The organism is Myxococcus sp. CA056 (assembly GCF_013336715.1).
Lineage (GTDB): Bacteria > Myxococcota > Myxococcia > Myxococcales > Myxococcaceae > Myxococcus > Myxococcus llanfairpwllgwyngyllgogerychwyrndrobwllllantysiliogogogochensis.
Window position 1 is genome coordinate 606,707 of sequence record NZ_JABUMT010000004.1, and the last position, 26,086, is coordinate 632,792.

Below are 26,086 nucleotides of genomic sequence, written 5' to 3' on the forward strand. Positions count from 1 at the left end.
GCAGGCAATCAGCACCCCGAGCGAATTCCGTGCGCGCCACCTTTGCCTCGGCGGCGGCTGTCCCATAAGATGGCGACCCCTGACGCATTCCATCTGAGCCAACTCCCCCGGCCAGAGTACCGGGATGAACCCTCAATCATTCGGGAAATATCAGCTCCTGAAGAAGCTGGCCACCGGCGGCATGGCCGAGGTGTGGCTGGCGCGTCAGTCGGGCATCGAGGGGTTCCACAAGAACCTCGTCGTGAAGCGCATCCTTCCGCATCTGGCGGAGGACCGTGAATTCGTGGAGATGTTCCGGAACGAGGCGCTCATCGCGGCGCGCTTCAACCATCCGAACATCGCGCAGGTCTACGAGTTCGGCGAGGCCAACGGCACCTACTACATCGCCATGGAGTTCATCCACGGCGAGGACCTGGGCCGGGTCATGCGCAAGGCGGCCAGCGCGGGGCAGTGGATAGCGCGCCCCCTGGCCATCCGCATCGTCGCGGCGGCGTGCGAGGGCCTGCACTACGCCCACAGCCGCACGGACGACGCGGGCCGGCCGCTGCGCGTGGTGCACCGCGATATCTCGCCGCAGAACATCCTCATCAGCTTCGACGGCTCGGTGAAGCTGGTGGACTTCGGCATCGCCAAGGCCGCGGACCAGGCGTCGCTGACCAAGTCGGGCGCCATCAAGGGCAAGTTCGCGTACATGGCGCCGGAGCAGGCGGCCGGCAAGCCGCTGGACGGGCGCGCGGACATCTTCGCCATCGGTCTGGTGCTCTACGAGCTGCTCACGGGCGTGCGCCCGCTCAAGCGGGACTCGGAGCTGGCCACGCTCCAGGCGGCCATGGAGTGCGCCATCCAGCCGCCGTCGCAGGTGGCCGACGTCCCGGAGGAGATGGACCCGGTGGTGATGCGGGCCGTCACCAAGAACGCGGACGACCGCTACCGGGACGCGCGCACGTTCCAGACGGCGCTGGAGGAAATCCTCGTCGGCCAGCGCTGGGTGGCGGGCTCGGTGCAGATCTCCGAGCTGATGGAGACGCTCTTCGCGGACCGACTGGCCGATGAGAAGGTCCAGGGCCAGGTCGTCCCGGTGGACGACGACGCGTCGGGCAACTCGGGCTCGCCCGTGCCTCCCACGCCGCCCCCTCAGGAGCGCGGCCGGGGACGTCCGTCGTCCGCGGACATGAGCTGGGATGCGCCTCCAGGTGAAGCCTCCGCGCCCCGCGAGCGAGGAGGCCGCGCCGCCCCCTCGCGCTCCGCCCCGCCCCCGCCGCCGCGTCGCACGGGTGCCTCCGCGCAGCCGGTGGTGGAAGAGGACCCGGGCGAGTGGGACGCGCCCTCGGGCGACCTGGACGTGCCGCCGCGACGCCGCGGTGGAACGTCGGACTCGATGCGCCGGCCCAGCAACGCGAACGTCACCCAGGTGGCGCGCACCAGCTCCCGCTCGGACCTGCGCAGTGCCGTCACCAATCCCGGAGAGCCGCCTCCGTCGCCGCCGCGCCGCTCCATGACGCGCGCCCAGCCGGTGGTGGACGTGGACGCGCCTCCGCCGCCGCGCTCCCGCACGTCCGCGTCGTTGGATCTGGACGAGCGCACGCGCATGGAGGACGAGGACGACGAGCGGACCATGCTCCCGCCTCCGGAGCCGCCGCCGCGCCGTCGCACGGGCATGCAGTCTCAGGTGTCCGCGCCCGAGCCGGCTCCCCGCCGCCGCACCTCCAGTCGCGCGGAGATGTCCGTGCCCCCGCCGTCGCGCTCGCGCGTCTCGCTCTCCTCGGCGCCCGCCGTGAGGCCGGACGACGATGTGGACCGGGCGCTGTCGGACGACTCGCGCCGCACGCGCCGCACCATGGCGACGCGCAACGTGGCCACGCTGGGCTTCATCGTGGGGTTGCTGGCGGTGGTGGCCATCTTCCACAAGCCCATCCTCGCGGTGCTCAGCGCCACGGCGTCGGACGGGCAGGGCGTGCGCCTCACCATCAACACCAATGAGCGGGTGAAGGTCTCCGTGCGCCATGCGAATGGCTGCGGCGGCTCACAGCCCATCACCGAGCTGGGCATGACGCCGCTGACGCTGGTGTCGGGTGCCCACCTGCAGGACACGCTCATCCTGGAGAACGAGCAGCAGGGCATCTACAAGGAGGACACGGACACGCTGGCGTTCGGCGAGCCGGGTCAGGCCAAGGTGCTCACCCAGGAGTTCCGCCGGGGGAGTCTGCTGCTGCTGCTCAAGCCGGACAGCGTGCGCAACATCACCGTGCGCCGCAGGGACCAGGACGTCGGCATCTACCAGGGTGGCAACGGCAAGGGCCTCAAGATTGAGTTGATGGAGGGCAAGCACAAGCTCGAGCTCAATGGCGGCCCCTTGAAGGAGCCGTTCCACTTCGAGGTCGACATCAAGCCCAACAGCATCAACCGCGAGACGCAGGACCTGTCCGCGTTCCTCGGCTGAGGGCCCCCTCAGTAGCGGGGCAGCGAGGGGTCCACCTGAATCGAGTACAGGTCGATGCCGCCTCGCAGCGACACGGCCTCCAGTCCGCGTGACATCAGGTAGGCCGTACCGTCCAGGCTGCGCACGCCGTGGTGGCAGTAGACGACGACGGGCCGGCCCCGCAGGGCCTCCAGCTCGTCGGCGCGCTCGTCCAGCTCCGGCAGGGGGATGAGCACCGAGTCCGGCAGCGCGACGTACTCGTGCTCATGCGGGAAGCGCACGTCCAGCAGGGCGGGGCGGGACTCGGCGGGGCCGGCGAGCAGCTCGGCGAGTCGGGCGGGCATGATTTCGGGGATGGGCATGCGGGGAGGTTCCTGGCTCGAGTCGCGGGGCGCTCAAGCGGTGGTGGAGCAGAAGCGCTCGTAGTCGATGAGCTCCACCTTCGCGCCCGGCGCGCACACCGGGCACTGCGCGTCCCGGCGCAGCTTCAGCTCCTGGAAGCGGGTGCTCAGCGCGTCGAAGGTGAGCAGCCGGCCGACGAGCAACTCGCCCTGGCCGAGAATCAGCTTGAGGGCCTCGTTGGCCTGGAGCAGGCCGATGAGCCCGGGCAGCACGCCCAGCACTCCGGCCTCCGCGCATGAGGGCGCGAGCTCCGGCGGCGGCGGGGCGGGGTAGAGGCAGCGGTAGCAGGGCCCCTGGCCGGGGACGAAGGTCGTCACCTGTCCCTCGAAGCGGAAGACGGAGCCGTGGATGTTGGGCAGGCCCTTCATCACGCACGCGTCGTTGAGCAGGTAGCGGGTGGGGAAGTTGTCTCCGCCGTCGAGGACCAGGTCGAACCCCTCCAGCACGCGCAGGACATTGTGCGAGGTGAGCCGCTCCTGGAAGGGGATGACGCGGACGTCTGGGTTGAGGGCTTCAATCGCGGCCCTCGCGCTGACGACCTTGGGCTGGCCCCGGCGCTCCTGGGTGTGGAGCACCTGCCGCTGCAGGTTGCTCAGGTCCACCACGTCCGAGTCGACGATGCCCAGCGTCCCCACGCCCGCGGCCGCCAGGTACAGCGCCGCCGGAGAGCCCAGCCCGCCCGCGCCCATCAACAGCACGCGCGACTTCAAGAGCTTCGCCTGCCCCTCCTCGCCGACCTCCGGGAGGATGAGGTGTCGGCGGTAGCGCTCCTTCTGTTCGGCCGTGAGCACGAAGGGCTTCTCCACCGGCAGCGCCGCGTCGCTCCAGCGGTTGTAGCCGCCCGCCAGCGAGGCCACGCGTGTGTAGCCCAGCTCCTTGAGGCTCTTCACCGCCAGCGCCGAGCGCGTCCCGCCCGCGCAGTAGACGACGAGCTCCTCGTCCCGCCCGGCCCGCTCCTCGATTCGCAGCTCCAGATAGCCCCGGGGGATGTGCACGGCGCCAGGCAGCCGTCCGCCCGCGTACTCGTCCGCCTCCCGTACGTCGATGAGCTTCACCTGGGCCCGGTCGTCCAGGAGCCGCTTCACCTCGTCCACGGTGACTTCGCGAATCTCCTGTTTCACACCGGCCAGAAGCTCACGGAAGGATGGGGCCATGGGGCGGGGTATAACCCGAGGGCGGGGCGTGTTCCGCTCGGGATGAAGCGTCCGGGGCGGACAGGCGGCCGGTCCCATGGATTTTCCGGCCCCGGGCGTTATAAAGGGCCGTTCGAGAGGAGATTTTCCCGACATGGATACGACGACCACGACCCCCGCCCCGGCCACCACGACGGCCCCCCAGTCCGCCCCGCCCGAGGCCGTGCGTTTGACGGAAGGCGCAATCCAGCAGGTGAAGAAGGTCATCAAGGACCAGGGCTTCGAGGGCTACTTCTTCTCCATCCGCGTCGTGCCGGCCGGCTGCAGCGGCCTCGGCTATGACCTGAACCTGGTCAAGGAGTCGAAGGCCGGCGACAGCGTCTGGGAGCAGGACGGCGTGAAGCTCGCCACCGACGGCATGAGCGCCCAGTACCTGGCCGGCACGGAGATCGACTACGTCTCCGCCATCACTGGCGCGGGCTTCAAGTTCAACAACCCGAACGCGAAGTCCTCCTGCGGCTGCGGCACCTCGTTCACGACCTGAGTTCCCGTCGTGGCGTGACGTGGCTCGCGACGGTCCACGCTTCCTGAGGCGTGGGCGGGTGCTCGCGAGCCGACACGAGGGTGGGTGTGCTGCCCGCCCTCGTGCTTTCCCCATTCCGAGCGGGCCTGCTCAGGCCCCGGCGATGGGCTGCATCACCTTCAACCAGGACTGGTTTTCCTTCTGCCGCGCCAGGCGCTGGGCGCGTCGCGCCTCGGCCTCCCGGAACGACTCGCGCTCGGTGTCCGTCTCCATCAGCAGCGGCGGCACCGGGACGCGGCTGCCGTCCTTGTCGATGGCCACGAAAGTCAGGAGCGCGCTGGTGGTGAGCGTGCGCTCGCCGGTGAGGGGATTCTCCGCGTGCACCGTCACGCCCACTTCCATGGAGGTGCGGAAGGCGGCCAGCACGCGCGAGTGCAAGAGCGCAATCCAGCCGACCTTGATGGGCGCGTGGAAGTGCAGGTCATCCATGGACGCCGTCACCACGACTTGCCGGCAGTGACGCTGGGCGGCCACCGCGCCGCAGATGTCGATCCACTCCATCACCTTCCCGCCGAACGCCGCGTTCAGGTTGTTGGCGTCCGGAGGCAGGATGAGTTGGGTCATCACCACCTCCGTGTCCTTGGCTCGCTTGGGCGTCATGTCCGACATCTCACACCTTCCATGCAGGGACTGGGGGGCGCATGCGTGGGCCCCCGTGCCTCATGCCAGGAAGGTGGAGACGCGGTCCAGGAACTCCTCACGGCCCCGGCCCCGGCGGATGTCCTGGTTTGACACATCCATCACCAGACACTCCACGCCGTACTTCTCCTGGAGCACCTGGGGGAAGGACGCGTAGTAGCCGTTGAGGCCTCGGAGGAACTGCGGGCGGATGCCCTTCTCTTCCTCGCGGCCGCGGGTGCGGATGCGCTCCAACAACACGTCCACGCTGCCGACCTCGAAGCAGATGACCTTGTCCGGGCGGATGATGTGGCGCGACAGGCGCTGGAAGTACTCGTAGTAGAGGTCCAGCTCCGCGTTCGTCAGGTGCCCCAGGCCGTGCAGGTACTTGGCGAAAATCTCCGGGTCCTCGTACAGCGTGCGGTCCTGCACGCAGCTGCGGCGGTACGAGTGGATGAGCTCGTGGTGCTCCACGCGACGGATGAGGAACTCGAGCTGGAGCGTGAAGGACCAGCGCGACATGTCCGAGTAGTAGTCGCGCAGGAAGCGGTTATCGATGACGGGCTCGTCGAACAGCTCGTAGCCGAAGCTCTGGCTGAGCATCTTCGCCGCCGTCGTCTTGCCCGCGCCGATGTTGCCGGAGAGCGCCACGAAGCGCCGCCCCTTGGGGGCCTTCACCTTCGGCTTCTCCTTCACCGCGTTCTTCGCACGGGGGGCAGCGGCCTCGCTCCGACGGGCTTCGGTGGGAGGCTTCGGGGCGGCGGCCGGAGAGGGGGACGGGCGCGAGCGCGAGGTGGTACGAGGCATGGAACCGGGGCTTAACCCGGCTTGGTAAGGTCGTCCATTCGCTGCCTCAGCAGGTCCGGTCGGTCGGTCATGATTCCGCCGACCCCTTCTTCCAGCAGCCGCTGCATCTCGTCCGGGTCATCCACCGTCCAGACGTTGACCCACTTGCCGCGCGCCGCGCAGTCGCGCAGGAAGTCCGCGTCCACCAGCCGCACCTCGCCGAAGTACAGCGGCATGTCGAGCACGGTGAAGCGCGGGTCCTCCGGCGGCGGCTCTCCGCCGCGCAGCGCGATGACGAGCGCGGCCAGCGCGTCGCGGGGGTAGAAGTGACACGCGTGGGGCAACCGGGCGACCAGCCGCTCGCCCACCGCGTCCTGCTCGCTGCCCATGCACACGCGCTCCACCGCGCCTTCGTCCTCCAGCAGCCGCGCGAAGACCTCCTCGTGTCCGGGCACGTCTGGCTTCAACTCCACGTTGAGGCGCAGCGCCGGAAAGGCGCGCAGCACCTCTCTCAGTGTGGGGATGCGCACGCCCTGGCCCCGGAAGGGAAATGTCCGGCCCTCATCCGGGGTGAATCCATACCCCGCATCCAGCTTCTTCAGCTCCGACAGTGTCTGCCCCGCAAGGGGCCCGAAGCCATCCGTGCAACGCTCCAGTGTGTCGTCGTGCGCCACGATGACTTCGCCGTCCCGCGTCACGTGGACGTCGAGCTCCAGCATGTCCGTGTGGAAGCGCTCCACCGCCTGACGGAAGGCTTCCATCGTGTTCTCCGGGGCGAGTGACGCGCCGCCGCGGTGCGAGATGTGCAGCGTGGGCCGCAGTCCTCGGAGGAAGGCGGGTAGGGCGTTCATGGCTTCCTCGATTTCACGAAGGTGTCACCGGCCTGGCGGGAGTGGCTTCCTTGCCGGCCCCCGCGGGCCGCCGGTATAAGGCCGACATCCTCGGACCGACTGGCGTCGACTTCAACCCTTGGGACGCCGCGACAAGAATGGAGATACGAGACATGCAACTGCGCAAGACTCTTGGCGCGGCAGCGCTGATCACCGCGGCGGTATTGGCTTCGGTGGCGGGCTGTTCCGGTCGTGACGATGGCGACGAGACCCCAGACTCCGGCCCGGGCTGTTCGGGCACGTGCGGCGATGCTGGCACGGACGCTGGCACGGACGGCGGCCCCACGCAGAACTGTCCCGCGCCCGTCAACGGCATGGGCCCCATCGGCAACCTGCGCACCGCCGGTGAGCGTGGCCAGTCGGTCACCCTGGACAACGTGGTGGTGACGGCGGTGAGCAATGTCTCCCGCGGCAGCGCGGGTGACTTCATCGCCCGCTTCTGGGTGGTGAACCCCTGCTTCCCGAAGGAAGGCATCTACGTCGACAAGTTCTACACCGACGTCATCACCAACTACGAGCCCGTGGTGGGCGACGTGTTGACCATCACCGGCTTCTTCCGCCGCTTCTACCCGAATGGCGACGACAACGTCCCCGCCGGGCGTGACGCGTACCGCCCGGTCATCAAGAGCGACTTCCAGCTCAACGTCGCGGGCGTCAAGGGCAAGCTCTCCATCACCAAGCGCGGCTCCGGCCAGATCCTGCCGGACAACGCGGCCCCGGCTAACTTCGGCAACTCCGAGGGCGGCAGCACGAAGCCCAACCCCGAGTTCGCCGGTTCCCGCGTCCACATCCCGGGCCCCATCACCATCACCAATGCCAAGCCCGCGGCCCTGCGGCAGTACCCGAATGATCCGGAGAACCACAACTACGTGGGCTTCGAGGTGACCGGCGGCGTGCTGGTGGCCAGCTACAAGACGTACCAGGCTTGCGACCTGCGCGCGTCGGCCGACGACGGTGGCACGGTGACCTTCCCCAACGGCATCCGCGGTGTCTGGGAGACCTTCACCAACACGCCCTGCACGGACGGCGGAACGGTGACCACCGACGGTGGCTCCCGCTTCAACTGCAATACCTTCGGCGACGGCGTCATCCCTGGCACGCAGAACGACTACACCTACGTGCTGTACCCCATGACGTGCGACCCGGACATGGTTGGCACGGTCGCGGCGCCGTAATTCCAGGCCCATCATCCCTTCCGGGATGATCCGCTGATTTCGCCGCCCCTCGCCTGTGTCGGGAGGGGCGGTTTCTTTTTGGACGCGACCCCCAGGTCGGTGTCCGCTACCTGTCGATGTGGGCCCCCGGCTCCCCCAACCGTTTGATTGTGGGTAAGCTCGGGAAAAGTCCAACCTGTCCCACCCTGTCAGACGCCTTGTTCCCTCCGTGAACTCCCCCCAGACGGCCATCCCGTTCGGACAGTACCTGCTGATCAAGCGGCTCGCCGTGGGTGGGATGGCGGAGCTGTTCCTGGCGCACCGTCCGCCGGATCCGGAGCTGGTCGTCCTCAAGCGCATCCTCCCGTACCTGTCGGAGGAGCCCGAGTTCGTTCAGATGTTCCTGGACGAGGCGCGCATCGCCGCGCAGCTCAGCCACCCCAACATCGTGCAGGTGCACGAGCTGGGGAAGGAGGGCGACAACATCTTCATCGCCATGGAGTACGTGGAGGGCGTGGACCTTCGCCGGGTGATGGCGGAGGAGCTGAAGTTCGGCGCCACGGTCCCCTGCGGCGTGGCGGCGCGCATCTGCTCGCTGGTGGCGGCGGGACTGGATTACGCGCACCAGAGCCGGGGCGTGGATGGCCGTCCGCTGGAGCTCATCCACCGGGACGTCAGTCCGCAGAACGTGATGATTGGCTATGACGGGCGCGTCAAGCTGGTCGACTTCGGCATCGCCAAGGCCGGCGCGTTCATGGAGCGCAGCAAGCCGGGCGTCATCAAGGGCAAGTTCCTCTACCTGGCGCCGGAGCAGGTGTCGCAGGAGCGGTTGGACCACCGCGCGGACATCTTCGCGCTGGGGACCATGCTGTACGAAATCACCACCGGCAAGCAGCCCTTCGCCAAGCCGACGACGGAGGGGATTCTCTACGCCATCCGCTTCGACGACCCGACGGCGCCGCACCTGTTGCGTCCCGACTATCCGCTGGAGCTGTCGCGCATCGTCATGCGGTGCCTGACGAAGGACCGCAACCTGCGCTACCCGCGCGCCGCGGTGGTGCACGAGGAGCTGGAGGCGTTCCTCGACTCAGGTGAGCTGCAGCAGAGCCTGGACGTGTCCGAGTACATCGCCCGGCTGATGGGGGAGGAGGAGGAGCGCACCATCCTCCACATCCCCATGGCGAGGCCGGTGGGACGCACCCAGGCCACCGTTCCCCTGGCGGGGAACCGGCTGATGCAGGCGCCGTCCAGGCTGGCCCCGCTGGAGGTCACCGCGCCGACGTTGTCGTCCACCACGCCCATGGCGGAGCCGTCGCCCGGGGCCGTGACGGCGGTGCCCGGGCTCACCGCGCGGCCCACCCCCCGCCGAGTCTCCGCCGAGGCCGTTCCGGCCGCGCGCTACGCGGACGAGCCGGAGCCGGCGACGCAGATGGCGCGCCCACGCGAGCTGCCCACCGGGCATCGTGGTGCCCATGAGGACGCGGACGAGGACATGTCCACCGCCATCCGGACCGCGCCCACCGGATACGTGGTTCCGTCGGAGCTGCAGGACCCGGATGAAGAGGACATGGGGGACGGAGAGTCCACCATTCCGCAGCGGGGGCGGGGCCGCGCGCCTGTCACGCCGCCTCCGGGCCCGCCGGTGCGCCGCTCCAGCACCCAATCGGAGTTCCCTCCCACGCCTCGGTCGCTGTCGGCGGTGGAGCCACTCACCGCGCCGCCGACCCCGCCGCGCCGCTCGGGCATGTCCCCCTCCGAGCCGCCGCGCGCCGTCGCTCCGCTGGAGCCGCTGCCGTCGCCCCGCGCGGCCGGCTTCGCGGAAGCGCCCGTCGCCAAGACGCCCTCGCCGGTGGAGACCCGCTCCCGTCGCGTGTCGACTCCACCGACGCCCGCCGCCGCGCCGCCCCGCCGGGCCCCGACGCCCGTGCCGCAGGACCCCCGAGACTTCGACATGGGCGAGGCCTCCGGCGACATGACGATGCCCATCCGGCGTCAGTCCATTCTGGACGTGGAGGCGTCGGTGTCGCTCACCACGCCCATGCGACGCATGTCGCCGCTGGACGAGGAGTCCTCGCAGTCGGTGTCGCTCACCACGCCCATGCGGCGCATGTCGTCCGTGGACGTGGAGGCGTCGCTCACCACGCCCATGCGGCGCATGTCGTCGGTGGACGTGGAGGCGTCCCAGTCCGTCTCCATCACCCCGGCGACGGTGAGCCACCGCCATGCCTCCCGGCCGCAGATGCCCGCGTCCCGGGGTGGCAAGGCCGTGGGCGACGAGGACGAGAACTTCCACACCGACTCCAGCATGTCGGCGGCGCACACGAATCCCACGGCTTCGCTCCGCGACGACGGCGAGGACGACGAGTCCACCGCCGGGTACGCCGGCTACGACTACCCCGACACGCGCGCGACCACCGGACGCACGAATCCGCGAGGGCTCCTGCTGGCCATCGCCGGCGGACTCCTGCTGCTGGCGCTGGGGGCCATGTTGCTCTGGGTGCTTTACGGCCGGCTCCGGAGCCCCGTGCCGATGTCGTCTCAGGACCTCTCCCGAAGGGCGCTGGAGGAACAGCAGGTACGGCCGTCGGCTCCGGTGCGGGCCAATACGCCGCCTCCCGCCGTGAATGCCGCGCCCCCAACCGTGGCCCCTCCACCCGCGCCGACGCCGACCGCCCCCGAGGCGGCCGCCCCTCCGTCGCCCGTGCCCTCGACTCCGGACCCGGCAGTGGTGGCGGCGGCTCCCGGCGGCACGGCGAACGGCGGGTCCGGCCTTCCTCCGCCAGCTCCCTCCCTGGTCGAGGTGCGGTTCGAGGCCCCGGCGAAGACCATCCTTCGCCAGGAGGGGGGCGAGCGGCTGCCCGTCAACCGGCTCCTGGCCCTGCCGCCCGGCCCCATCAAGGTGGCCTACGACTGCCCCGGACGACGCGCACCTCGGGGGGCAATACCCTACCTTATCGAGCAGGCGACCCCGGGGCCGCTCGTGCTCCAGGTCCCCTGCAAGGTCCGGCGCTAGTCCGGACGGGCACTTGCCCGTATGGGCCGTGCTCCCCCCGAATCGGACAAGTGGGACTGGGTGGGCTTGAGTGCCCTTAAGTCGTTGGATTTCCTAGCTTTTCCGAGGCGCGCGCGCATTGCGCATGTCAGACGGGGCCGTAGAATCCGGCGCTCCATGGCGCGCCTCAAGAAGCAGAAAAACATCGTGACGAAGAGGAGTTACACGGCCGGACGGGTAGTGCGACAGCAGCCTGTCGCACCAGAACCGAACCGGCTCGTGAAGGTTTGGAGACGCGTGCTCGAACGCCGCCTCCGCACGCGCTTACGCGCGAAGGTGGCGGTGGAGGTCCACGACAACACGCACACGATGCTGACCTTCCAACGTCACCGGGCGATGTGGCGGCTGCGGCTGCACCACATGTTCCTGGCGGCGCCGGATGACGTCGTGCAGGCCCTGGCCAGCTTCGTGCGCAAAGGGGACCCGGAGGCGAGCACGCTGTTGGACCGCTACATCGAGCGCAACAAGATGTACATCCGGCGGCTGTCTCCGGCGCAGATGCGCAAGCGCATCCGGCTGGAGCCCCTGGGTCAGCACCACGACCTGGAGCGCATCTTCGAACGGCTCAACGAGCGGTACTTCAGCACCCGTCGCATCGATGCGGCCATCACCTACGGCCCGGCGCCTCGGGTGAAGGGGCCCCGCAAGAGCATCAAGATGGGCTCCTACTCGGCGGACTCCAAGGTCATCCGCATCCATCCGGCGTTGGACCAGCCGGTGGTGCCCCGCTACTTCGTGGAGTGGATTGTCTTCCACGAGATGCTCCACCACATCTACCGGACGAGGAAGGGCGACGACGGGCGGCGGTGCATCCACCCGCCGGAGCTCATCGAGCACGAGAAGCGCTTCCACGACTACACGCGGGCCCAGGCCTGGGAGCAGGAGAACCTGGACCTGCTGCTGCGCGCCCGCGTCTCGCCGGACTGAAGGACTCGGCAGGGCCCATCCTCCCCAGGGCTCAGGGGAGGATGAGGCCGCCGGGGCTGCGCCGCTCCTGGGTGGGGGCGGCCTCCGCGGGCGAGGGCGCACTGGCGCCAGGGGCCCCCCCAGCTCGCCGGGCGGCGGCCTCTTCGCGGGCTCCGGCGGCGGCGACCAGACCAACCACCTTCTCGAAGAGATGCTCGGCGAAGCGGGAGAAGGGCTGCGTGGCGCCGTGGAAGAGGCGCCGCGCCTCACCCCGGGCGACTTCGGCCTCGCGCTTCCGCCCGGTCCGCTCGAAGAAGTCCGCCATCCTCCACAGCCGCAGGGCGTAGCGACGGGACATGTCGGGGGTGAAGTACTCCTGCGTCACCGTGCGCACCGCGCCCTGGAGCTGGTCCTGGCGCTGTACGTCGCTGAGCGCCAGGGGGCTGACCACCACCTCGTCCAGCTTCGCGAGCAGGCGCCTGGTGATGGACTCCGGTGGGAGCCACGCCGCCAGCTCCGGTGTCTCGTGCAGCAGGTCTCCGTCGAGCGCGTGGCGGACGTCCTCCGGCTCGGGCGGGGGGAGGGTGGTGGGCTCGAGCTGGGGCTGCACGCCGAAGTGGCGCAGCGCGACATCGAGCCCCTCGGGAAAGGGCGTGTGGGCGCGCAGGTTGAGGCCGGCGGCCTCGGCCAGCAGGGCCGCCGCCTCGTGCTGGGGCAGCTCCACCGTGCCGCCCTGCTCCAGTCCGTCCTTGAGGATGCGGCGCCAGATGCTCCGGCTCGCCTCCTGGAGCTGCAACTGGAGGACGCCCTCCTCGTCGGAGATGAGGGCCTGCACCATCTCGATGCCACCCGCGCGCAGCACGCGGCCCATGACGAGGGCCCGCTCACCTCGGCCCGTCACCGTGCTGGCCAGGGCCGGGAGCGCCTCGGGGGAGGGGGAGGGCCGAGGGGCCTCCGGGGGCGCCGTGCGAGGGGGCTCGGCGATGGCGACGCCGCGTGAGCGCAACCGGTACAGCGCCTTCTTGGCGAGCTTGGCCAGGGGCTTCACCGCCGAGGCGGACAGGGCCTCGGGCAGCGCGACCTGGCCGTCGAGCACGGCGGCTTCGAGGAGCGCGGCGGCGAGGGGCTCCGGGAGGGCTTCCACGGAGGCCGGCGTCGCGGTGCCCAGGTCCTTCGCGAGCGCCCGCGCGGACTCCACCGCCTGGACGGGGAGGTCAGGCAGCGAGGTGCCGGCGCGCAGCGCGTCCAGCAGGGAGCGAGGGTCCAGGGCGGAGGATTTCATGCGGGCCTTGTAACGCGCGAAGCGGGCCCCGGGCATCGCTCGGGCCGGCACGCCGCCCACTGGCCCACATTCGTGCGCGGCGCGGCTTCAGCGGCGGCGCACCAGCCAGCTTCGGCCCGACTGGCCCACCACCGTCAGCTCCGTCTGGAGTCGCGCGCCGAACACCTGCGAGGGGTGGACGCCGCGCACCACGAAGGTGTCGTACCAGGCCCCCTGCGTGTCCAGGTCCACGTCCTGCGGGCGCCACTCCGACGGGAAGGTGGGCGGCACCTCGTCGCGATAGCGCAGCGGCGAGTGCGGCGTGGAGGCGAACGTGAAGTTCGGCACGCCTCCGCGCTCACGGGCCAGCACCGCCGCGGAGTGGATGAACACGGGGAAGCGCACCACGCGCGAGCCCGGGTCATAGATGAGGCCCATGACGCGAGGCCGCTGGGCGGTGGCCGCCACCAGCCCCTCCCACTCCGTCGCCTCGCGGGAGAAGGCGCGGAAGCCCCGGCCCAGCGTGAAGGCCAGCACCAGCGTGCAGGCCGCGGCGGCCCACTTGAGGGGCAGCCGCCACTCCGGAATCGTCGCGGGCGCGGTGGCCACCAGCAGCGCGGCGGCCAGGTGCGCGTAGCGCGTGTTGAGGTAGTAGACGTAGCCGCGGATATCGAACGGCAGCAGGAAGTAGAGCGCGAGCGCCAGCACCCCCAGCCCCAGCAGCCGCGCGCGTGCCACCGGACCTTGTGTGCCCGTGGGCCCCGGACGCACGAGCGCCGCCACCCAGCCCGCGAGCGCCACCGCGCCCACCGCGTACATCGCCCACCGGTCCGAGCCGTCGCGCAGCGTGTTGGCGAGCACGTCGAACAGCTCCGCGCGGTTCTGCGCGAAGCTCTTCCAGCCCAGGTTCTGCGGGGAGAACGTCGGGCCCCACGCCTTCCAGGGCGCGCCGGGCTGGATGTCCGGCGGCTCGCCGAAGCGCAGCACCACCCAGCCCAGGAACAACGCCACGCCCGGCACCACGCCCAGCAAGGCCGGCACGCGGGGCCGCAGCCGCTGCGCGAGTCCACGAGCGGTGGCGTCCTCAGGCACGGCGGTGGTGAGCAGCAGCCAGGGCAGCCCGAGCGCGAGGAACCCGAAGGCCTGGACATGGAACAGCAGCACCGTGACGAGGCAGACCGCCAGCGCCGCCGTCCAGCCTCGTCGCCGGGGCACGTCCTCCAGCGCCCGCACGAAGAAGCCGCAGCACAACAGCGTCAGCGGCAGGGCCGCGCAGTAGTTGATGAATCCCCAACCGAAGCTGTCGCCGTACGCGAAGGGCAGGGCGAGCAGCGCGGGCCACGTGGGCCGGCCCAGCGAGCGCAGCAGGAAGCCCAGGCTCAGCGGCAGGCCCACCACGTACGCGGTGAGGAAGACGCGGTTGGCCAGGTCCAGCGGCAACAGCCAGTTCAGCGCGCTGACCAGGTAGTAGTAGCCCAGGTAGGGCGTCAGCGCGTGTCGTGCCTCGAACAGCTGGGGGTACAACGTGCTCGGGTCATCCAGCCGGTGCAGCACGGAGATGAGGTACAGGTGCTGCGGCAGGTCCACCATGGGCAGGTGGCGCGAAACCCAGAGGGGCAGTGCGCCCAGCACCAGGGCGGCGATGTGAATAAAGCGAGCGTTGGGGTTCGTCACGAGAGGTGCCGGACTGTATGCGCCGCTTTCCTGCCCGGCGAGCAACCGACGCGGGGCGTCTGGAGCAGCGCGTCGGGGTAGACAAAGGTATGGCCGTCGACCTTGGCAGTCGACGGGGGCTGCGCTATAGGCGCCGATGGACGGGAGCCGAGGCCGAGAGTCTCCCGAAGGAGAGCATGCACATGACACGCAACGCGACGATGGTGGCCGCGGGGCTGCTGGCCAGCGGTCTGCTGCTGCTCGCTCCCCGCGCGGCGAGCGCCTGTGAGGCCCACGCCCAGGCGGCACGGGAGAAGTCGGCGGAGGCCCAGAAGCCGTCGCCCGACAGCGCCTCTTCGGAGGCGGCTCCCGCCCCCGAGAAGGCGCGGCCCACGGGCGGTGAGGTGGACCGTCCACTGGACGCGCTCGACTCGCTGATGGCCGCCAAGTGCCAGTGTGGCAGCAAGGCGGACTGCACCTGCAAGAAGGGCTCGTGCGAGTGCTCCAAGTGCCAGAAGCCCAAGCGGCAGGTGATGGACGCGCTGCGCGGCCGTCCCGCCGAGCTGAAGCTGGACGAGGCCCGTCGCTACGACGCCTCCGCCGGCATCTTCATCTGAGCGACTCGGCGGAGCCCTTCTCCGCCTTGAGCACCAGCAGCGGCGGCAGGGCCACGCGCTCGAAGCGCACCAGTCCCGCCGCGCTGGTCGCCGCGCGCAATGTCGCCTCCGCCCGAGGGTGAAGGCCCACGCGGCGGTGCAGGAATCCGGACGCGGAGCCCGGCGGCGCATAGGTGCTCGCCACCCAGCGGCCCCCCGGACGCAGCACCCGCGCCACCTCCAGCATCAGTCGGCCCAGGTCTTCCAGGTAATGCAGCGAGTCGGCCATCAGCACCGCGCCGAGCGTGCCGTCGAGGAAGGGGAGCGCGGGGGCCTGTGCCCGGAGGAAGTCCACCGTGGCGCCCGCCTCGCGTGCCTGGGCCACGCCTTCTTCCAGCATGGCGGGGGACAGGTCCTGGCCCGCGACGAGGGGAAAGGCCGGCTCTCGCGCGAGCCGCCTCGCCACCAGGCCCGTGCCGCAGCCCAGGTCCAGCACCGGTCCGTCGGGCGTGCCCAGCAGGCTGCGGTAGAGGAGGTACTCGCTGTCCGTGTCGAGCGGCTGGCGCAAGAGGGCGCGCTGGAGCGCGGGGCGGACATGACGCTCGTAGGAGCGCGCCACCCAGCGACTCTCCAGGCCCCGCTGCAGTCCTCCGGCGGAGCCATGCTCCAGCACGAGGTCAGCGACGCCCTCGGCCACCGGATAGCTGGCGCGGCACTCCGGGCAGCGCAGGGGGCCGAACATCAACACCGGCGTGGGCGCCTCGGGACGGAGGGCGCCTCTGCGGCAGCGAGGGCAACGAAGGAGCTGGACGAGCGCGTGCCGCATGAGCGGCGGAGGCTACCGTCCCCCGTCCGGCGCGAGAACCGCTTTGTATGCCGCGGACCGCTTCAGGCGGACGGGCCGCTCGGAGCCGCCGCCACCCGCTTGTCCTCGGCCACCAGGACGGGCCAGCCCCGGGCCATGGCTTCGCGGAAGAACACCGCCAGCTCCTTGCGGCTGTGGTTCACCGCGCCCTGGAACGGGTCGATGAGGGCTTCCTCGCCCAGGCTGCGGGTGGCGTTGAGCTCCACCGGCGTCCCACACCGCTCGCAGCGGATGGACACCTGCCGCACCAGCGCCACGGGCACCGCGTACCGGGCACCACAGTCGCCGCACTTCCACACCAGCGCGCGCTCGCCGGCCTCGCGACGGGCCAGGCTCTCCAGCTCGTCCGCGAGCCTGAGCAGCGCGGGCAGGTCCTGGGGCGGCTGGGCGAAGACGGCCGACGGACCGAACCCCGCCTCGGGGGAACCCAGCGTGGGAGGTCGGTCCCCCTGGAGCAGGGCGCGCATGCGGTCCTTGGCGCGGACATCGCGGAACTCGGCGCCCGCCAGGGCACGCTCCACCGCCTCATGGACCGGGGGGAGGTCCGGCTCGAGGCGCTCATCAACCGGCAGCGACTGGGGGTGATTCACCAGCCGGTGCGACGGGACTGCGAGAAATCGGAAGGCCACGGATGGCTCCATTGCACCCCGGCCTTTCCGGCGCAAGACGCGAGTTGGCAAATGTCCGCTGTGACGACAGATTCCGCTCTATCTGGACCACTCCAGCATGAGCTGCAACGGCGCCCGGGCCGCCTCGCGCAGGTCCTCCCGCATGGTCAGCTCCGGGGTCCGCTCCTTCATGCACTTCCAGAGCTTCTCCAGCGTGTTGAGCCGCATGTACGGGCACTCGTTGCACGCGCAGCCGTTGTCGGGGGGCGCGGGGATGAAGGTCTTCTGGGGCGCGCCCTTCTTCATCTGATGGAGGATGCCCGCCTCCGTCACGACGATGAACTTCTGCTTCGGGCTCTTGAGCACGTAATCCAACAGCCCCTTCGTGGAGCCGATGAAGTCCGCGTGCCGCAGCACCGCCTGCTCACACTCCGGATGGGCGACGACCTCCGCGTCCGGATGCTCGACCTTGAGCCCCACCAGCTTCTTCTCGCTGAAGATTTCGTGGACGATGCAGCTGCCCGGCCACAGCACCATGTCCCGGCCGGTCTGTTTCATGACGTGGCGTCCCAGGTGCTGGTCCGGGGCGAAGAGGATCTGCCGGTCCCTGGGCACCTGGTTCACGATCTTCACCGCGTTCGAGGACGTGCAGATGACGTCGCTCATCGCCTTCACCGCCGCGGAGCTGTTGACGTAGCTCACCACGAAGGCGCCCGGGTGCTTCTCCTTGAAAACCTTGAAGGCCGCGGGCGGGCACCGGTCCGACAGCGAACACCCCGCCTTCAGGTCCGGCAGCAGGACCTGCCGCGTCGGATTCAGGATCTTGGCCGTCTCCGCCATGAAGTGCACACCGCAGAAGACGATGACGTCCGCTTCCGTGCGCTCCGCCGCCTGCGCCAAAGCGAGGCTGTCTCCAACGAAGTCCGCGACATCCTGGACTTCGCTCTCCTGGTAGTAGTGCGCAAGAATCACAGCGTTCATGGAACGCTTGAGCTCCTGGATTTCCTGCGCGTAATCCACCTCGGTGCTCATGGGCCCTCCTGGCCTGGTCGACATTTAACTCGCCCGCCGGTGCCAGGCCACCTCGTCGGAAGTTGGCTGCCGGGCGGACGGACGCCTGTCGCTGGCGCGCCCTGGGTCGACTCTGCCACCGTCCCCCTTCGTGCAAGAGCGGTGGATGGTCGCATCACCTGACGGCGCGGAGAGGGTAGACTGCGCGCAATCCTCCGGGTCGGCCCGGAGGGAGGCAGTCGCCTTGCTGTCAAGCTTGGACAAGCCACACATTCGGGGTCGAGAACACGCGATCGGCTGGTGGAGAGGGGGCGGCACCGGACCTGTGGCCCGTGGGCAGACGATGGCTCTGCCCCTTCTCCATCTGAACGCCTTTCCCGTCGAGGAGAGAGCATGAGTGTCCCCACTCAGGACGTCCTGATTGTGCATCCGAACGAGGGCCGGCGCGCCGCGCTGGCCGAGGTCCTGGGAATTCACCGCGTGGTGGCGGTGGAGTCCCAGGTCGAAGCCACACGGAGGATGGAGTCCTCCGCGCCCACCCTCATCATCGCGCCCCCGGAGAACGCGCGGCGTTTCCTGAGACATGTCGACAGGGCCGCCCCGGAGGCCGTGCGCGTCTTCGTGTGCGCGCAGTCGGACCGCCAGGGACTGGAGGAACTCGTGGAGACGGCCGCGGAGGGGCACGTCTTCAATACGCTGGACGACAGTCTCACCATCCCCGAGCTGGGCCGGCGCATCACCAACATCCTCCAGCTTCGCGCCTCCGCGCGCGTCACGCCCAACTCGCGGATGGAAGCGGGCTTCCGGCTCCTGGGCCGGGGCTACACCGCGCGCTGTCTGGACGTGGGCAACTTCGGCGCCGCGCTCCAGGTCCCCATGGATGCGTCGGTAGGCGCCTTCCTTCCCGGCGCCGTGCTGGATGACCTGCACATCGAACGCGAGGGCCGCTGGGTCCTGAAGTCCCGCCGGGCCCTGGTGCGTCACGTCAGTCCGGTGCGCAATGGCGCGGAGCACGCGCTGCGGCTGGGGCTCTCCTGGAGCGGCTCGCTGGAGGAGACGTCGGCGGCGCCCCTCGCCGTGGTGCGCGACCCGGTGAGTGTGCTGGCCGCCCTGCGCAAGGCGGTCCGCCGGGGCTCCGCCCTGTGGGTGCACTACCCGGACACCCCCTCGGTGCAGTTCATCCTCGAGGCGCCCCTGGTGGACCTGGTCGATGGCCGCTCGGTGCTGCGGGGTGTCAACGTCGGCGGCTGCCCCATCTCCGCCGGCGACGTGCTGAACCTCTCCTTCGAGGTGAGCGGGCAGAGCTACCTGGGCGCCACCAGCGTCCTGCAGCGCGGGGAAGGGGCCGTCACCCTGAGCGTGCCGCGCACCCTGGGGGTGCAGAACCGGCGGGGCCTGCAGCGCTTCCGCCCGGGACCGGACCACCGCTTCCTCGTCTCCTTCAGCGCGCCGTTCAGCGGCAAGCGCATGACGCGCTCCGTGCTGGACATGAGCAGCCGCGGCCTGTCCTTCGCCATCGACGCCTCCTGCGAAGTCCTCCCCGCCGGCTCCCAGCTGGAAATGTCGCTCTTGCTGCCCGACGGCAGCGAGGTGGCGTGTCGCGCGGAGGTCCGCTCGGTGGATGGGGTGTCCTCCGGTGAGGGCGCGGACAACCCGCTGCGGCCGTACCGCTGCGGCGTGCGGTTCCTGGAGGTTCCTCCCTCGGTCCGCAACGCGGTCCTCTCCGCCTTCATCTCCTCGCGCAACCAGACGGTGGCGGACGGCGGACGGTTCCCGTTCCAGGACATCTGGCGGATGATGGAGGCGGCCCACTACGGCTTCCATCCGGACTACCCCTTCGGGGGCGAGGCCAGATACCTCGACGACCTGGAGCGGACGCACCATCAGCTGTGCGCGTCCGGGGAGCTGGGCAGCTCGCTTGTCTACAACGACGCGGATGGCGTGCAGGGGCACGTCGCGGGCCTGCGCATCCACTCCCGCACGTGGCTGGTGCAGCACCTGGCGGTGCGGCCGGGCTTCCACCGGCAGGACCAGATTGCCCACGAGCTGTCCGCGCTGGCCATCGAGCTGGGCGAGGCCCACGAGGATATCGACTTCATCCGCTTCTCCTGGCGCGAGGACAACCGGTGGCCGAGCCGACTCGGCACGTGGTTGCTGCGCGTCATGGACAGCCACGGGCTGAGCTGGTTGCGGCACTTCCAGTACATGCGCCTGGAGCTGGACGGCACGGAGCCTTCGCCCCAGGGCTCGCTGCCCGCGGTGCGCGAGGCGTCCGACGCCGACTGCGCGCGCCTGGAGTTCTTCCTGCGGGAGCGGGGCGAGGTGGTGCGCGTGCTCGCCGAGGACCTGCAGGCGGACCAGATGCGGCTGGAGGCCCTGTCGTCGCGCTACGCGGCCCACGGGCTCCACCGGGCCCGGCGTGTCTTCGTCGTGGATGGCGAGACGGGCCCGCTGGCCATCGCGCTCCAGGAAGAGGGCAGCCCGGGCATCAACCTCATCGAGAAGACCAATGCCTTCTGGTTCGTGGTGCTGGAGCCGGGGCACCCGGACGAGGCCGCCGCGGTGCGCGCGCTCATCCAGCGTTGCGAGGAGCACGCCCGGGAGCACGGACGCTCCGCCGTGGTGGCGCTCGCGGCCGACGAGGACTTCAAGGCACTGGAGGCCGCGGGCTTCACGTCCCACGGCCGCTTCTCCGAGTGGTTCTTCCACCGCTCCATGGTGCGCCGGTGGGTGGAGCTGTTCCGTTCCATCTTCGAGCGTGTCCAGCGCACGGGAGGAGAGGCGCGGGCGCGCGGCCGCGCGGCGCGGGGGAAGGCTTGAGCTACATCATGGAGTCCGAGGCGGAGACGCGCCGGCTGCTCCTTCAGGAGCAGGCGGACGACGCCCGCGCGCTGCTACTGGCCACCGGGCTGACGCCGGGGGCCCGGGCGCTGGATGCGGGCTGTGGCCCGGGTGGAATCTCTCGGACCATGGCGCGCATCGTCGGCGGTGAGGGCAGCGTCCTGGGCATGGACCTGAGCGACGTGCGGCTGGCCGAGGCCATCCAGCGCTGCGCGGGGCTGCCCCAGGCGCGCTTCATCCGGGGAGACATCCGCCGCACGGGCCTGCCCGACGCCGCGTTCGACTACACCTGGAGCCAGTACGTGCTGGAGTACCTGTCGGACCGGGACGCCGCGCTCGCGGAGCTCATCCGCGTCACCCGGCCGGGTGGCCGCGTCGTGGTGTCCGAAATCGACGGTCAGGGCCTCAACAACTGGCCGCTCCCGGCGGGGCTGGAGGAGGGCGCGCGGTGCTTCGAGCGGGGGCTCGCCTCCCAGGGGTTCGATTTGTTCGTCGGGCGCAAGCTGTTCCAGTCCTTCCGTCGGGCGGGTCTGCGCGACATCCGGGTGCACGTGACGCCCCAGTATGTCGTCGCCGGCACGGCGGATGACCGTTTCCTGGCGGACTGGGAGACGCGCTTCGCGGCGCTGGCTCCCGTGGTGACGCCCGCCTTCGGCTCCGAGGTCGCCTATGGTGAGTTCTGCCAGGCCTACCTGCGGATGCTGCGAGATCCGGATACGCTCAAGTATTCGGTGCTGGTCGTCACCGAGGGAGTGCGTGCTTGAGCGAAGGGATAGGGGAAGTCATGTCAGGCGGGGGGCCGGAGACGCCCGACAATGCCCCCGAAGTCAGCGTGCGCACGACGTCCACGTTGCTGCTGTACTTCGAGCGCACGTACGGCGTGGAGCGGCTGCAGGCGCTGTGGGCCCGGCACGACATCCCGCTGTCGCTGGAGTACCTGCGCACGCACGCCAACTACATCTCGCTGCCCTTCCTGGAGCGGCTGTCCGCGCTCTTGATGAAGGAGTCCGGCGATGTGCACTTCATGCGCAACGCGGGCCTCTTCCTGGCCACGCCGGAGGCGATGGGCTTCGCGTTCTACCTGCTGCGGGCCTTTGGCTCGCCGCGCATGTGCTACCTGAAGACCATCGAGCTGGCGCCCAGCTACAACCGCGTGGGCAGCTTCCACGTGGAGTTCCTGGAGCAGAAGCAGCTGGTGCTCACGTACTCCAGCAAGACGCCGGAGAAGAGCCGCAACATCTGTGAGCTGCGCATGGGGCAGTTCGCCTCCATCCCCACCATCTGGGGCCTGCTGCCCGCGGAGGTGCGCGAGTCGGAGTGTCAGGTGCTGGGCGCGCCGGTCTGCCGCTATCACCTGTCTTGGGCGGACCCGATGTCGCAGTGGGGCCACCACCTGGGCCTCTTGCTGGGCACGGTGAGCGGGCTCGTCGTTGGCGCGCTGGGCTGGGCGCACCCCGTCTTCGGCGTGGCGTCGCTGGCCACCGCCGGCTTCTCCATGGGCGGCTGGCTGGACGGGCGGCGCGAGCTGAAGCGCAAGGACGAAGCGCTCCGCTCCCAGAACCAGGCCATCATGGGCTCGCTGGTGGAGCTGCAGCAGCGCTACGACGAAATCTTCCGCGCCAACGTGGCCCTCGAGGACCGCGTCGCGGAGCGCACCCAGGCCCTCAAGGAGGCCAACGGCAAGCTGGGCGACGCGCTCTTGCGCCAGCAGGAGCTGGACCGGCTCAAGAGCGAGTTCTTCGACAACGTCAGCCACGAGCTGCGCACCCCGCTCACCCTCATCCTGCTGACGCTGGAGTCGCTGGAGCGCCGGGGCGAGGAGAACAACCCGGAAGTGGTCATGCAGCACGTGGCCACCATGGAGCGTAGCGCCCAGCGCCTGTTGCGCCTCATCAACAACCTGCTGGACCTGGCGCAGCTCGAATCGGGCAAGGCGCGCCTGCGCTACCAGCCGCTGGAGCTCAACGGCTTCCTGAGCACCGTGCTGCCGCCGTTCCACGCCATGGCGGAGCGGCAGGACGTCTACCTGCGCCTGGAGGGGCAGGAGGTGACGCCCGTGGAGGTGGACCACGAGCGCATGGACATCGTCTTCCAGAACCTGCTGTCCAACGCGCTGAAGTTCACCCAGACGGGCGGGGTGACGGTGCGCGTGCACGAGGACGACAAGGACGTGCTGGTGGACGTGGAGGACACCGGCCAGGGCATCTCCCAGCAGGACACGAAGGTCATCTTCGACCGCTTCGCCCAGGCGGACAACAGCGGCACGCGCCGCTTTGGCGGCACGGGCATTGGACTTGCGCTGGTGAAGGAGACGCTGGAGCTGCACTCCGGCGGCATCAGCGTGACGAGCGAGCTGGGCAAGGGCTCCACCTTCCGCGTGCGGCTGCCCAAGGGCCGCGCGCACATCCGCGAGGACCTGCGCGAGCGCCGCCGCGCGGAGATGCCCGTGCGCCGGGAGCGCCGCATCTCCGGCTCGTTCCCGTCGCTGGAAACGGGCGTACCCGACAACGGCCGCGCGTCCGTGGTGGCTCCAGCCAGGGACCACGCGGGGCCGGGGCCGGATGCGCCCCGCATCCTCGTGGTGGAGGACGACGTGGAGATTCGCGGCTTCATCGCGGGTCTGCTGAAGCAGCACTACCGGGTGATGGAGGCCGTCAACGGTGAGGAGGGCCGGCAGCGCGCCATGGCGGAGCGGCCGGACCTCATCGTGTCGGATGTGATGATGCCCGTGCTGTCCGGCCTCCAGATGCTGGTGGCCCTGCGCGAGCAGACCGCGACGGTGGACATCCCCGTCATCCTGCTCACCGCGCGGCAGGAGGTCTCCGCCAAGGTGGAGGCGCTGGGCACGGGCGCCAATGACTACCTGGGCAAGCCCTTCAGCCCGCGCGAGCTGCTGGCGCGAATCGAAACGCAGTTGCGCCTGCGCGAAGCGGCGGTGCGCTCCGCGGAGAATGAGCGGCTGGCGGCCATCGGCCTGCTGACGTCGGGCTTCGCGCACGAGGTGCGCAATCCGCTCAACGGGCTGATGAACGCGCTGACGCCGCTGAAGGAGGTGCTGTCGGACAGCTCTCCGGACGCGGAGATGAGCCGCGCGATGGTGGAGGTGATGGAGGAGTGCGGCCAGCGCATCCGCCACCTCGCCGAGTCGCTGCTCGCCTTCACCCGCTCCTCCGACGCGCCCATCATGCTGTCGCTGGACACGCTGCTGGACTCGACGCTCGGCGTGCTGACGTGGAAGGTGCCCTCGGGTGTCACCGTGGAGCGGGCCTACGAATGCACCATGCCCATCCAGGGAGACCCCGGCTCGCTCAACCAGGTGTGGCTCAACCTCCTGGACAACGCTTTGCGCGCCGTGGGCGAGCAGGGCCGCGTCCGAGTCGCCACGGCCTGCCAGGGCGACGAGGCCGTCGTCACCATCAGCGACAATGGCGTGGGCATCCGCGCCGAGGACATGGAGCGGCTGTTCCAGCCCTTCTTCTCCACCCGCGCCGCGGGCGAGGGGACGGGCCTGGGCCTGGCTCTCAGCCGGCGCATCATCTTGAGCCATGGCGGGCGCATTCAGGTCCGTAGCACGCCGGGGAAGGGCACTCAGGTAGAGGTGCACCTGCCCCTTCGTCCCCCGGGGGGACGCTCCTCGTCAGGCAACGGCTCCGAGGGGCAGGGTGAGTCGCGCGTGGGTCGGCTGGGTTGAGGTGCGGGCTTCACGACGCGCCCTGACGTGAACTGAGCGGGCCAGGGGGCTGGGGAATTCTCGGCCGCCCCTGTTGTCCACTTGCGCATAGCTGTTGCGCTGTCTGCTACAGTCAAGTGCTCTTTCAGTCACACCCGACCACCGAAGCGAAGGAAACCACGGCATGCAAGGAACCGTAGCCGCGGGCGCTGCCCGCCAGGGGCACCCGCGAGGGCTGTATCTCCTGTTCTTCACCGAGATGTGGGAGCGCATGTCGTATTACGGCATGCGAGGCCTGCTCGTCCTCTTCCTCACGAGCAAGGTCAACGGTGGGTTCGGGTGGACCACTGGCGAGGCGCTCAGCCTTTACGGGACGTACACCGGCCTGGTGTATCTGACGCCCATCGTCGGAGGCTTCATCGCGGACCGGTTCATCGGTCAGCGCAAGGCGGTGGTGCTCGGCGGCACGCTGATGATGATCGGCCACCTCGTCCTGGCGCTCCCCAACGTGACGATGTTCTACGCGGGCCTGGGCTTCCTGATTGTGGGCAACGGCTTCTTCAAGCCGAACATCTCCACCATGGTGGGCGGGCTGTACGCGCCGGGGGATGGTCGTCGCGACAGCGCCTTCACCATCTTCTACATGGGCATCAACCTGGGCGCGATGTTGGGCAACTTCATCTGCGGCACCCTGGGTGAGAAGTACGGCTGGCACTACGGCTTTGGCTCCGCGGGCGTGGGCATGTTCCTGGGCCTCGTGGTCTTCATGCTGATGCAGAAGAAGCTCTTGGGCCCGGTGGGACTGGCGCCGGTGAAGCCGTCGCTGGAGGCGCGGGCCAACGGGACCGCGGAGAAGAAGGGGTTCTCCAAGGACGAGATTGACCGCATCGTCGTCATCTTCATCATCGCGGTGTTCGTGGTGGCGTTCTGGACGGGCTTCGAGCAGGCCGGTGGCCTGATGAATCTCTACACGAACGAGAAGGTCGACCGGACGATGTTCGGCTGGGAGGTTCCCACCACGTGGTTCCAGAACTTCAACTCGTTCTTCATCGTCGCGCTGGCGCCGGTGTTCGCGGGGCTGTGGAGCTGGCTGTCGATTCGGGGCAAGGCTCCGAGCATCCCGGTGAAGATGGGCCTGGGGCTCGTCTTCCTGTCCACGGGCTTCGTCTTCATGCTGGGCGCGTCGAGCCAGAGCGCGACGATGGGCAAGGCGGCGGCGCACTGGGTCATCCTGGCCTACCTGTTCCACACCATGGGTGAGCTGTGTCTGTCGCCGGTGGGTCTGTCGATGGTGTCCAAGGTGGCGCCGGCGCGCATCGTCTCCGCGATGATGGGCGTGTGGTTCCTGGCGAACGCGGCGGCGAACAAGCTCTCCGGCGTCATCGGCGCGTACTCGGAGAAGCTGGGTGAGTTCGACGTGTTCCTCTACATCAGCCTGGGCACGGGCGTTTCGGGACTCATCCTGCTGGGCGTGGCGCCCATCCTGAAGCGGATGATGCACGGCACGGACGAAGAGAAGCCGCCCGCGCCCCAGGGCGCGTCGACGCAGGATGGTTCCTCGGTGGCCGCGGCCTGAGTCCAGACGACGAGAGGCGCGCTCCCTGAGGGAAGCGCGCCTCTTCGGGTGAAGCACCTGAC

At 69.8% G+C, this 26,086-nt stretch carries 20 protein-coding genes; 10 read left to right on the forward strand and 10 right to left on the reverse strand.

Features of this window, described 5'->3' with window-relative positions:
• Positions 1-124: 124 nt before the first annotated feature.
• On the forward strand, positions 125-2,440 hold the full coding sequence (locus HUA76_RS20865; RefSeq protein WP_174461873.1) for a serine/threonine-protein kinase: 2,316 nt from the start codon (positions 125-127) through the stop codon (positions 2,438-2,440).
• Positions 2,441-2,448: 8 nt separating this feature from the next.
• Here HUA76_RS20865 and HUA76_RS20870 read toward each other — a convergent pair whose 3' ends face one another.
• Positions 2,449-2,781: a rhodanese-like domain-containing protein gene (locus HUA76_RS20870; RefSeq protein WP_174454903.1), complete on the reverse strand. Its 333-nt coding sequence runs from the start codon at positions 2,779-2,781 to the stop codon at positions 2,449-2,451.
• A gap of 33 nt (positions 2,782-2,814) precedes the next feature.
• Complete coding sequence (gene moeB / locus HUA76_RS20875; protein ID WP_174454904.1) at positions 2,815-3,975, reverse strand: molybdopterin-synthase adenylyltransferase MoeB; 1,161 nt, start codon at positions 3,973-3,975, stop codon at positions 2,815-2,817.
• Between the two features lie 133 nt (positions 3,976-4,108).
• On the opposite strand from moeB, the gene HUA76_RS20880 reads away from it, so the two are divergent.
• A complete protein-coding gene (locus tag HUA76_RS20880) occupies positions 4,109-4,498 on the forward strand; it encodes an iron-sulfur cluster assembly accessory protein (RefSeq protein ID WP_174454905.1) in 390 nt (129 codons plus the stop codon).
• Between the two features lie 129 nt (positions 4,499-4,627).
• Here the strand turns inward: HUA76_RS20880 and HUA76_RS20885 are convergent, their stop codons facing one another.
• Genes HUA76_RS20885 through HUA76_RS20895 form a run of 3 tightly spaced genes read right to left on the reverse strand, consistent with a single transcriptional unit; the run spans position 4,628 to position 6,792 of the window.
• Positions 4,628-5,146 carry an acyl-CoA thioesterase gene (locus HUA76_RS20885; RefSeq protein WP_141649209.1) on the reverse strand — a complete coding sequence of 173 codons (519 nt, stop codon included), beginning with the start codon at positions 5,144-5,146 and terminating at the stop codon, positions 4,628-4,630.
• A 51-nt stretch (positions 5,147-5,197) separates the two neighbouring features.
• Positions 5,198-5,962, reverse strand: coding sequence for a deoxynucleoside kinase (locus tag HUA76_RS20890; RefSeq protein WP_141649210.1), 765 nt, complete (start codon positions 5,960-5,962; stop codon positions 5,198-5,200).
• Between the two features lie 11 nt (positions 5,963-5,973).
• Positions 5,974-6,792 carry a glycerophosphodiester phosphodiesterase gene (locus HUA76_RS20895; protein ID WP_174454907.1) on the reverse strand — a complete coding sequence of 273 codons (819 nt, stop codon included), beginning with the start codon at positions 6,790-6,792 and terminating at the stop codon, positions 5,974-5,976.
• Positions 6,793-6,944: 152 nt separating this feature from the next.
• On the opposite strand from HUA76_RS20895, the gene HUA76_RS20900 reads away from it, so the two are divergent.
• The 3 genes from HUA76_RS20900 (at position 6,945) to HUA76_RS20910 (ending at position 11,964) form a co-directional block, all read left to right on the forward strand.
• The gene (locus HUA76_RS20900; RefSeq protein ID WP_254614355.1) at positions 6,945-8,006 is read left to right on the forward strand and encodes a hypothetical protein; all 1,062 of its coding nucleotides are present in this window, start codon (positions 6,945-6,947) and stop codon (positions 8,004-8,006) included.
• Positions 8,007-8,214: 208 nt separating this feature from the next.
• A complete protein-coding gene (locus HUA76_RS44910; protein ID WP_371823504.1) occupies positions 8,215-10,998 on the forward strand; it encodes a protein kinase in 2,784 nt (927 codons plus the stop codon).
• A 156-nt stretch (positions 10,999-11,154) separates the two neighbouring features.
• A complete protein-coding gene (locus tag HUA76_RS20910) occupies positions 11,155-11,964 on the forward strand; it encodes a hypothetical protein (RefSeq protein WP_141649457.1) in 810 nt (269 codons plus the stop codon).
• Positions 11,965-11,995: 31 nt separating this feature from the next.
• Here HUA76_RS20910 and HUA76_RS20915 read toward each other — a convergent pair whose 3' ends face one another.
• Positions 11,996-13,225 carry a hypothetical protein gene (locus HUA76_RS20915; RefSeq protein ID WP_174461875.1) on the reverse strand — a complete coding sequence of 410 codons (1,230 nt, stop codon included), beginning with the start codon at positions 13,223-13,225 and terminating at the stop codon, positions 11,996-11,998.
• Positions 13,226-13,312: 87 nt separating this feature from the next.
• The gene (locus tag HUA76_RS20920; RefSeq protein ID WP_141647072.1) at positions 13,313-14,878 is read right to left on the reverse strand and encodes a hypothetical protein; all 1,566 of its coding nucleotides are present in this window, start codon (positions 14,876-14,878) and stop codon (positions 13,313-13,315) included.
• Between the two features lie 182 nt (positions 14,879-15,060).
• On the opposite strand from HUA76_RS20920, the gene HUA76_RS20925 reads away from it, so the two are divergent.
• Entirely contained in the window at positions 15,061-15,474 is a 414-nt protein-coding gene (locus HUA76_RS20925; RefSeq protein WP_174454911.1) for a metallothionein, read from the forward strand.
• On the opposite strand, the gene HUA76_RS20930 is transcribed toward HUA76_RS20925, so the two are convergent.
• From HUA76_RS20930 to nadA, 3 genes are all read right to left on the reverse strand, one after another.
• Complete coding sequence (locus HUA76_RS20930) at positions 15,467-16,279, reverse strand: class I SAM-dependent methyltransferase (RefSeq protein ID WP_174454912.1); 813 nt, start codon at positions 16,277-16,279, stop codon at positions 15,467-15,469. The genes HUA76_RS20925 and HUA76_RS20930 overlap by 8 nt on opposite strands.
• Before the next feature lie 62 nt (positions 16,280-16,341).
• Positions 16,342-16,947 carry a hypothetical protein gene (locus HUA76_RS20935; RefSeq protein ID WP_141647074.1) on the reverse strand — a complete coding sequence of 202 codons (606 nt, stop codon included), beginning with the start codon at positions 16,945-16,947 and terminating at the stop codon, positions 16,342-16,344.
• Positions 16,948-17,025: 78 nt separating this feature from the next.
• Positions 17,026-17,958: a quinolinate synthase NadA gene (nadA, locus tag HUA76_RS20940; RefSeq protein ID WP_141647075.1), complete on the reverse strand. Its 933-nt coding sequence runs from the start codon at positions 17,956-17,958 to the stop codon at positions 17,026-17,028.
• A 372-nt stretch (positions 17,959-18,330) separates the two neighbouring features.
• Between nadA and HUA76_RS20945 the strand changes: the two genes are divergently transcribed.
• The 4 genes from HUA76_RS20945 to HUA76_RS20960 all read left to right on the forward strand — a co-directional run bounded on the left by HUA76_RS20945 (position 18,331) and on the right by HUA76_RS20960 (position 26,024).
• Entirely contained in the window at positions 18,331-20,757 is a 2,427-nt protein-coding gene (locus tag HUA76_RS20945) for a PilZ domain-containing protein (protein WP_174461876.1), read from the forward strand.
• Entirely contained in the window at positions 20,754-21,542 is a 789-nt protein-coding gene (locus HUA76_RS20950; protein WP_174454914.1) for a methyltransferase domain-containing protein, read from the forward strand. Before HUA76_RS20945 ends, HUA76_RS20950 begins: the two co-directional genes overlap by 4 nt.
• Positions 21,543-21,562: 20 nt before the next feature.
• Complete coding sequence (locus tag HUA76_RS20955) at positions 21,563-24,469, forward strand: ATP-binding protein (protein ID WP_141647077.1); 2,907 nt, start codon at positions 21,563-21,565, stop codon at positions 24,467-24,469.
• A 163-nt stretch (positions 24,470-24,632) separates the two neighbouring features.
• Positions 24,633-26,024, forward strand: a complete 1,392-nt coding sequence (locus tag HUA76_RS20960) for a peptide MFS transporter (RefSeq protein ID WP_174454915.1) — start codon at positions 24,633-24,635, stop codon at positions 26,022-26,024.
• Positions 26,025-26,086 lie beyond the last annotated feature (62 nt).

Excerpts from the sequence above, each read along its gene's own strand:
- HUA76_RS20865 (WP_174461873.1), top strand. The coding sequence starts at position 125 with ATGAACCCTCAATCATTCGGGAAATATCAGCTCCTGAAGAAGCTGGCC.
- HUA76_RS20880 (WP_174454905.1), top strand. The coding sequence starts at position 4,109 with ATGGATACGACGACCACGACCCCCGCCCCGGCCACCACGACGGCCCCC.
- HUA76_RS20915 (WP_174461875.1), bottom strand. The coding sequence starts at position 13,225 with ATGAAATCCTCCGCCCTGGACCCTCGCTCCCTGCTGGACGCGCTGCGC.
- HUA76_RS20885 (WP_141649209.1), bottom strand. The coding sequence starts at position 5,146 with ATGTCGGACATGACGCCCAAGCGAGCCAAGGACACGGAGGTGGTGATG.
- HUA76_RS20930 (WP_174454912.1), bottom strand. The coding sequence starts at position 16,279 with ATGCGGCACGCGCTCGTCCAGCTCCTTCGTTGCCCTCGCTGCCGCAGA.
- HUA76_RS20870 (WP_174454903.1), bottom strand. The coding sequence starts at position 2,781 with ATGCCCATCCCCGAAATCATGCCCGCCCGACTCGCCGAGCTGCTCGCC.
- HUA76_RS20895 (WP_174454907.1), bottom strand. The coding sequence starts at position 6,792 with ATGAACGCCCTACCCGCCTTCCTCCGAGGACTGCGGCCCACGCTGCAC.
- HUA76_RS20900 (WP_254614355.1), top strand. The coding sequence starts at position 6,945 with ATGCAACTGCGCAAGACTCTTGGCGCGGCAGCGCTGATCACCGCGGCG.
- HUA76_RS20925 (WP_174454911.1), top strand. The coding sequence starts at position 15,061 with ATGACACGCAACGCGACGATGGTGGCCGCGGGGCTGCTGGCCAGCGGT.
- HUA76_RS20960 (WP_174454915.1), top strand. The coding sequence starts at position 24,633 with ATGCAAGGAACCGTAGCCGCGGGCGCTGCCCGCCAGGGGCACCCGCGA.
- moeB (WP_174454904.1), bottom strand. The coding sequence starts at position 3,975 with ATGGCCCCATCCTTCCGTGAGCTTCTGGCCGGTGTGAAACAGGAGATT.
- HUA76_RS20890 (WP_141649210.1), bottom strand. The coding sequence starts at position 5,962 with ATGCCTCGTACCACCTCGCGCTCGCGCCCGTCCCCCTCTCCGGCCGCC.
- HUA76_RS20910 (WP_141649457.1), top strand. The coding sequence starts at position 11,155 with ATGGCGCGCCTCAAGAAGCAGAAAAACATCGTGACGAAGAGGAGTTAC.
- nadA (WP_141647075.1), bottom strand. The coding sequence starts at position 17,958 with ATGAGCACCGAGGTGGATTACGCGCAGGAAATCCAGGAGCTCAAGCGT.
- HUA76_RS20945 (WP_174461876.1), top strand. The coding sequence starts at position 18,331 with ATGAGTGTCCCCACTCAGGACGTCCTGATTGTGCATCCGAACGAGGGC.
- HUA76_RS20955 (WP_141647077.1), top strand. The coding sequence starts at position 21,563 with ATGTCAGGCGGGGGGCCGGAGACGCCCGACAATGCCCCCGAAGTCAGC.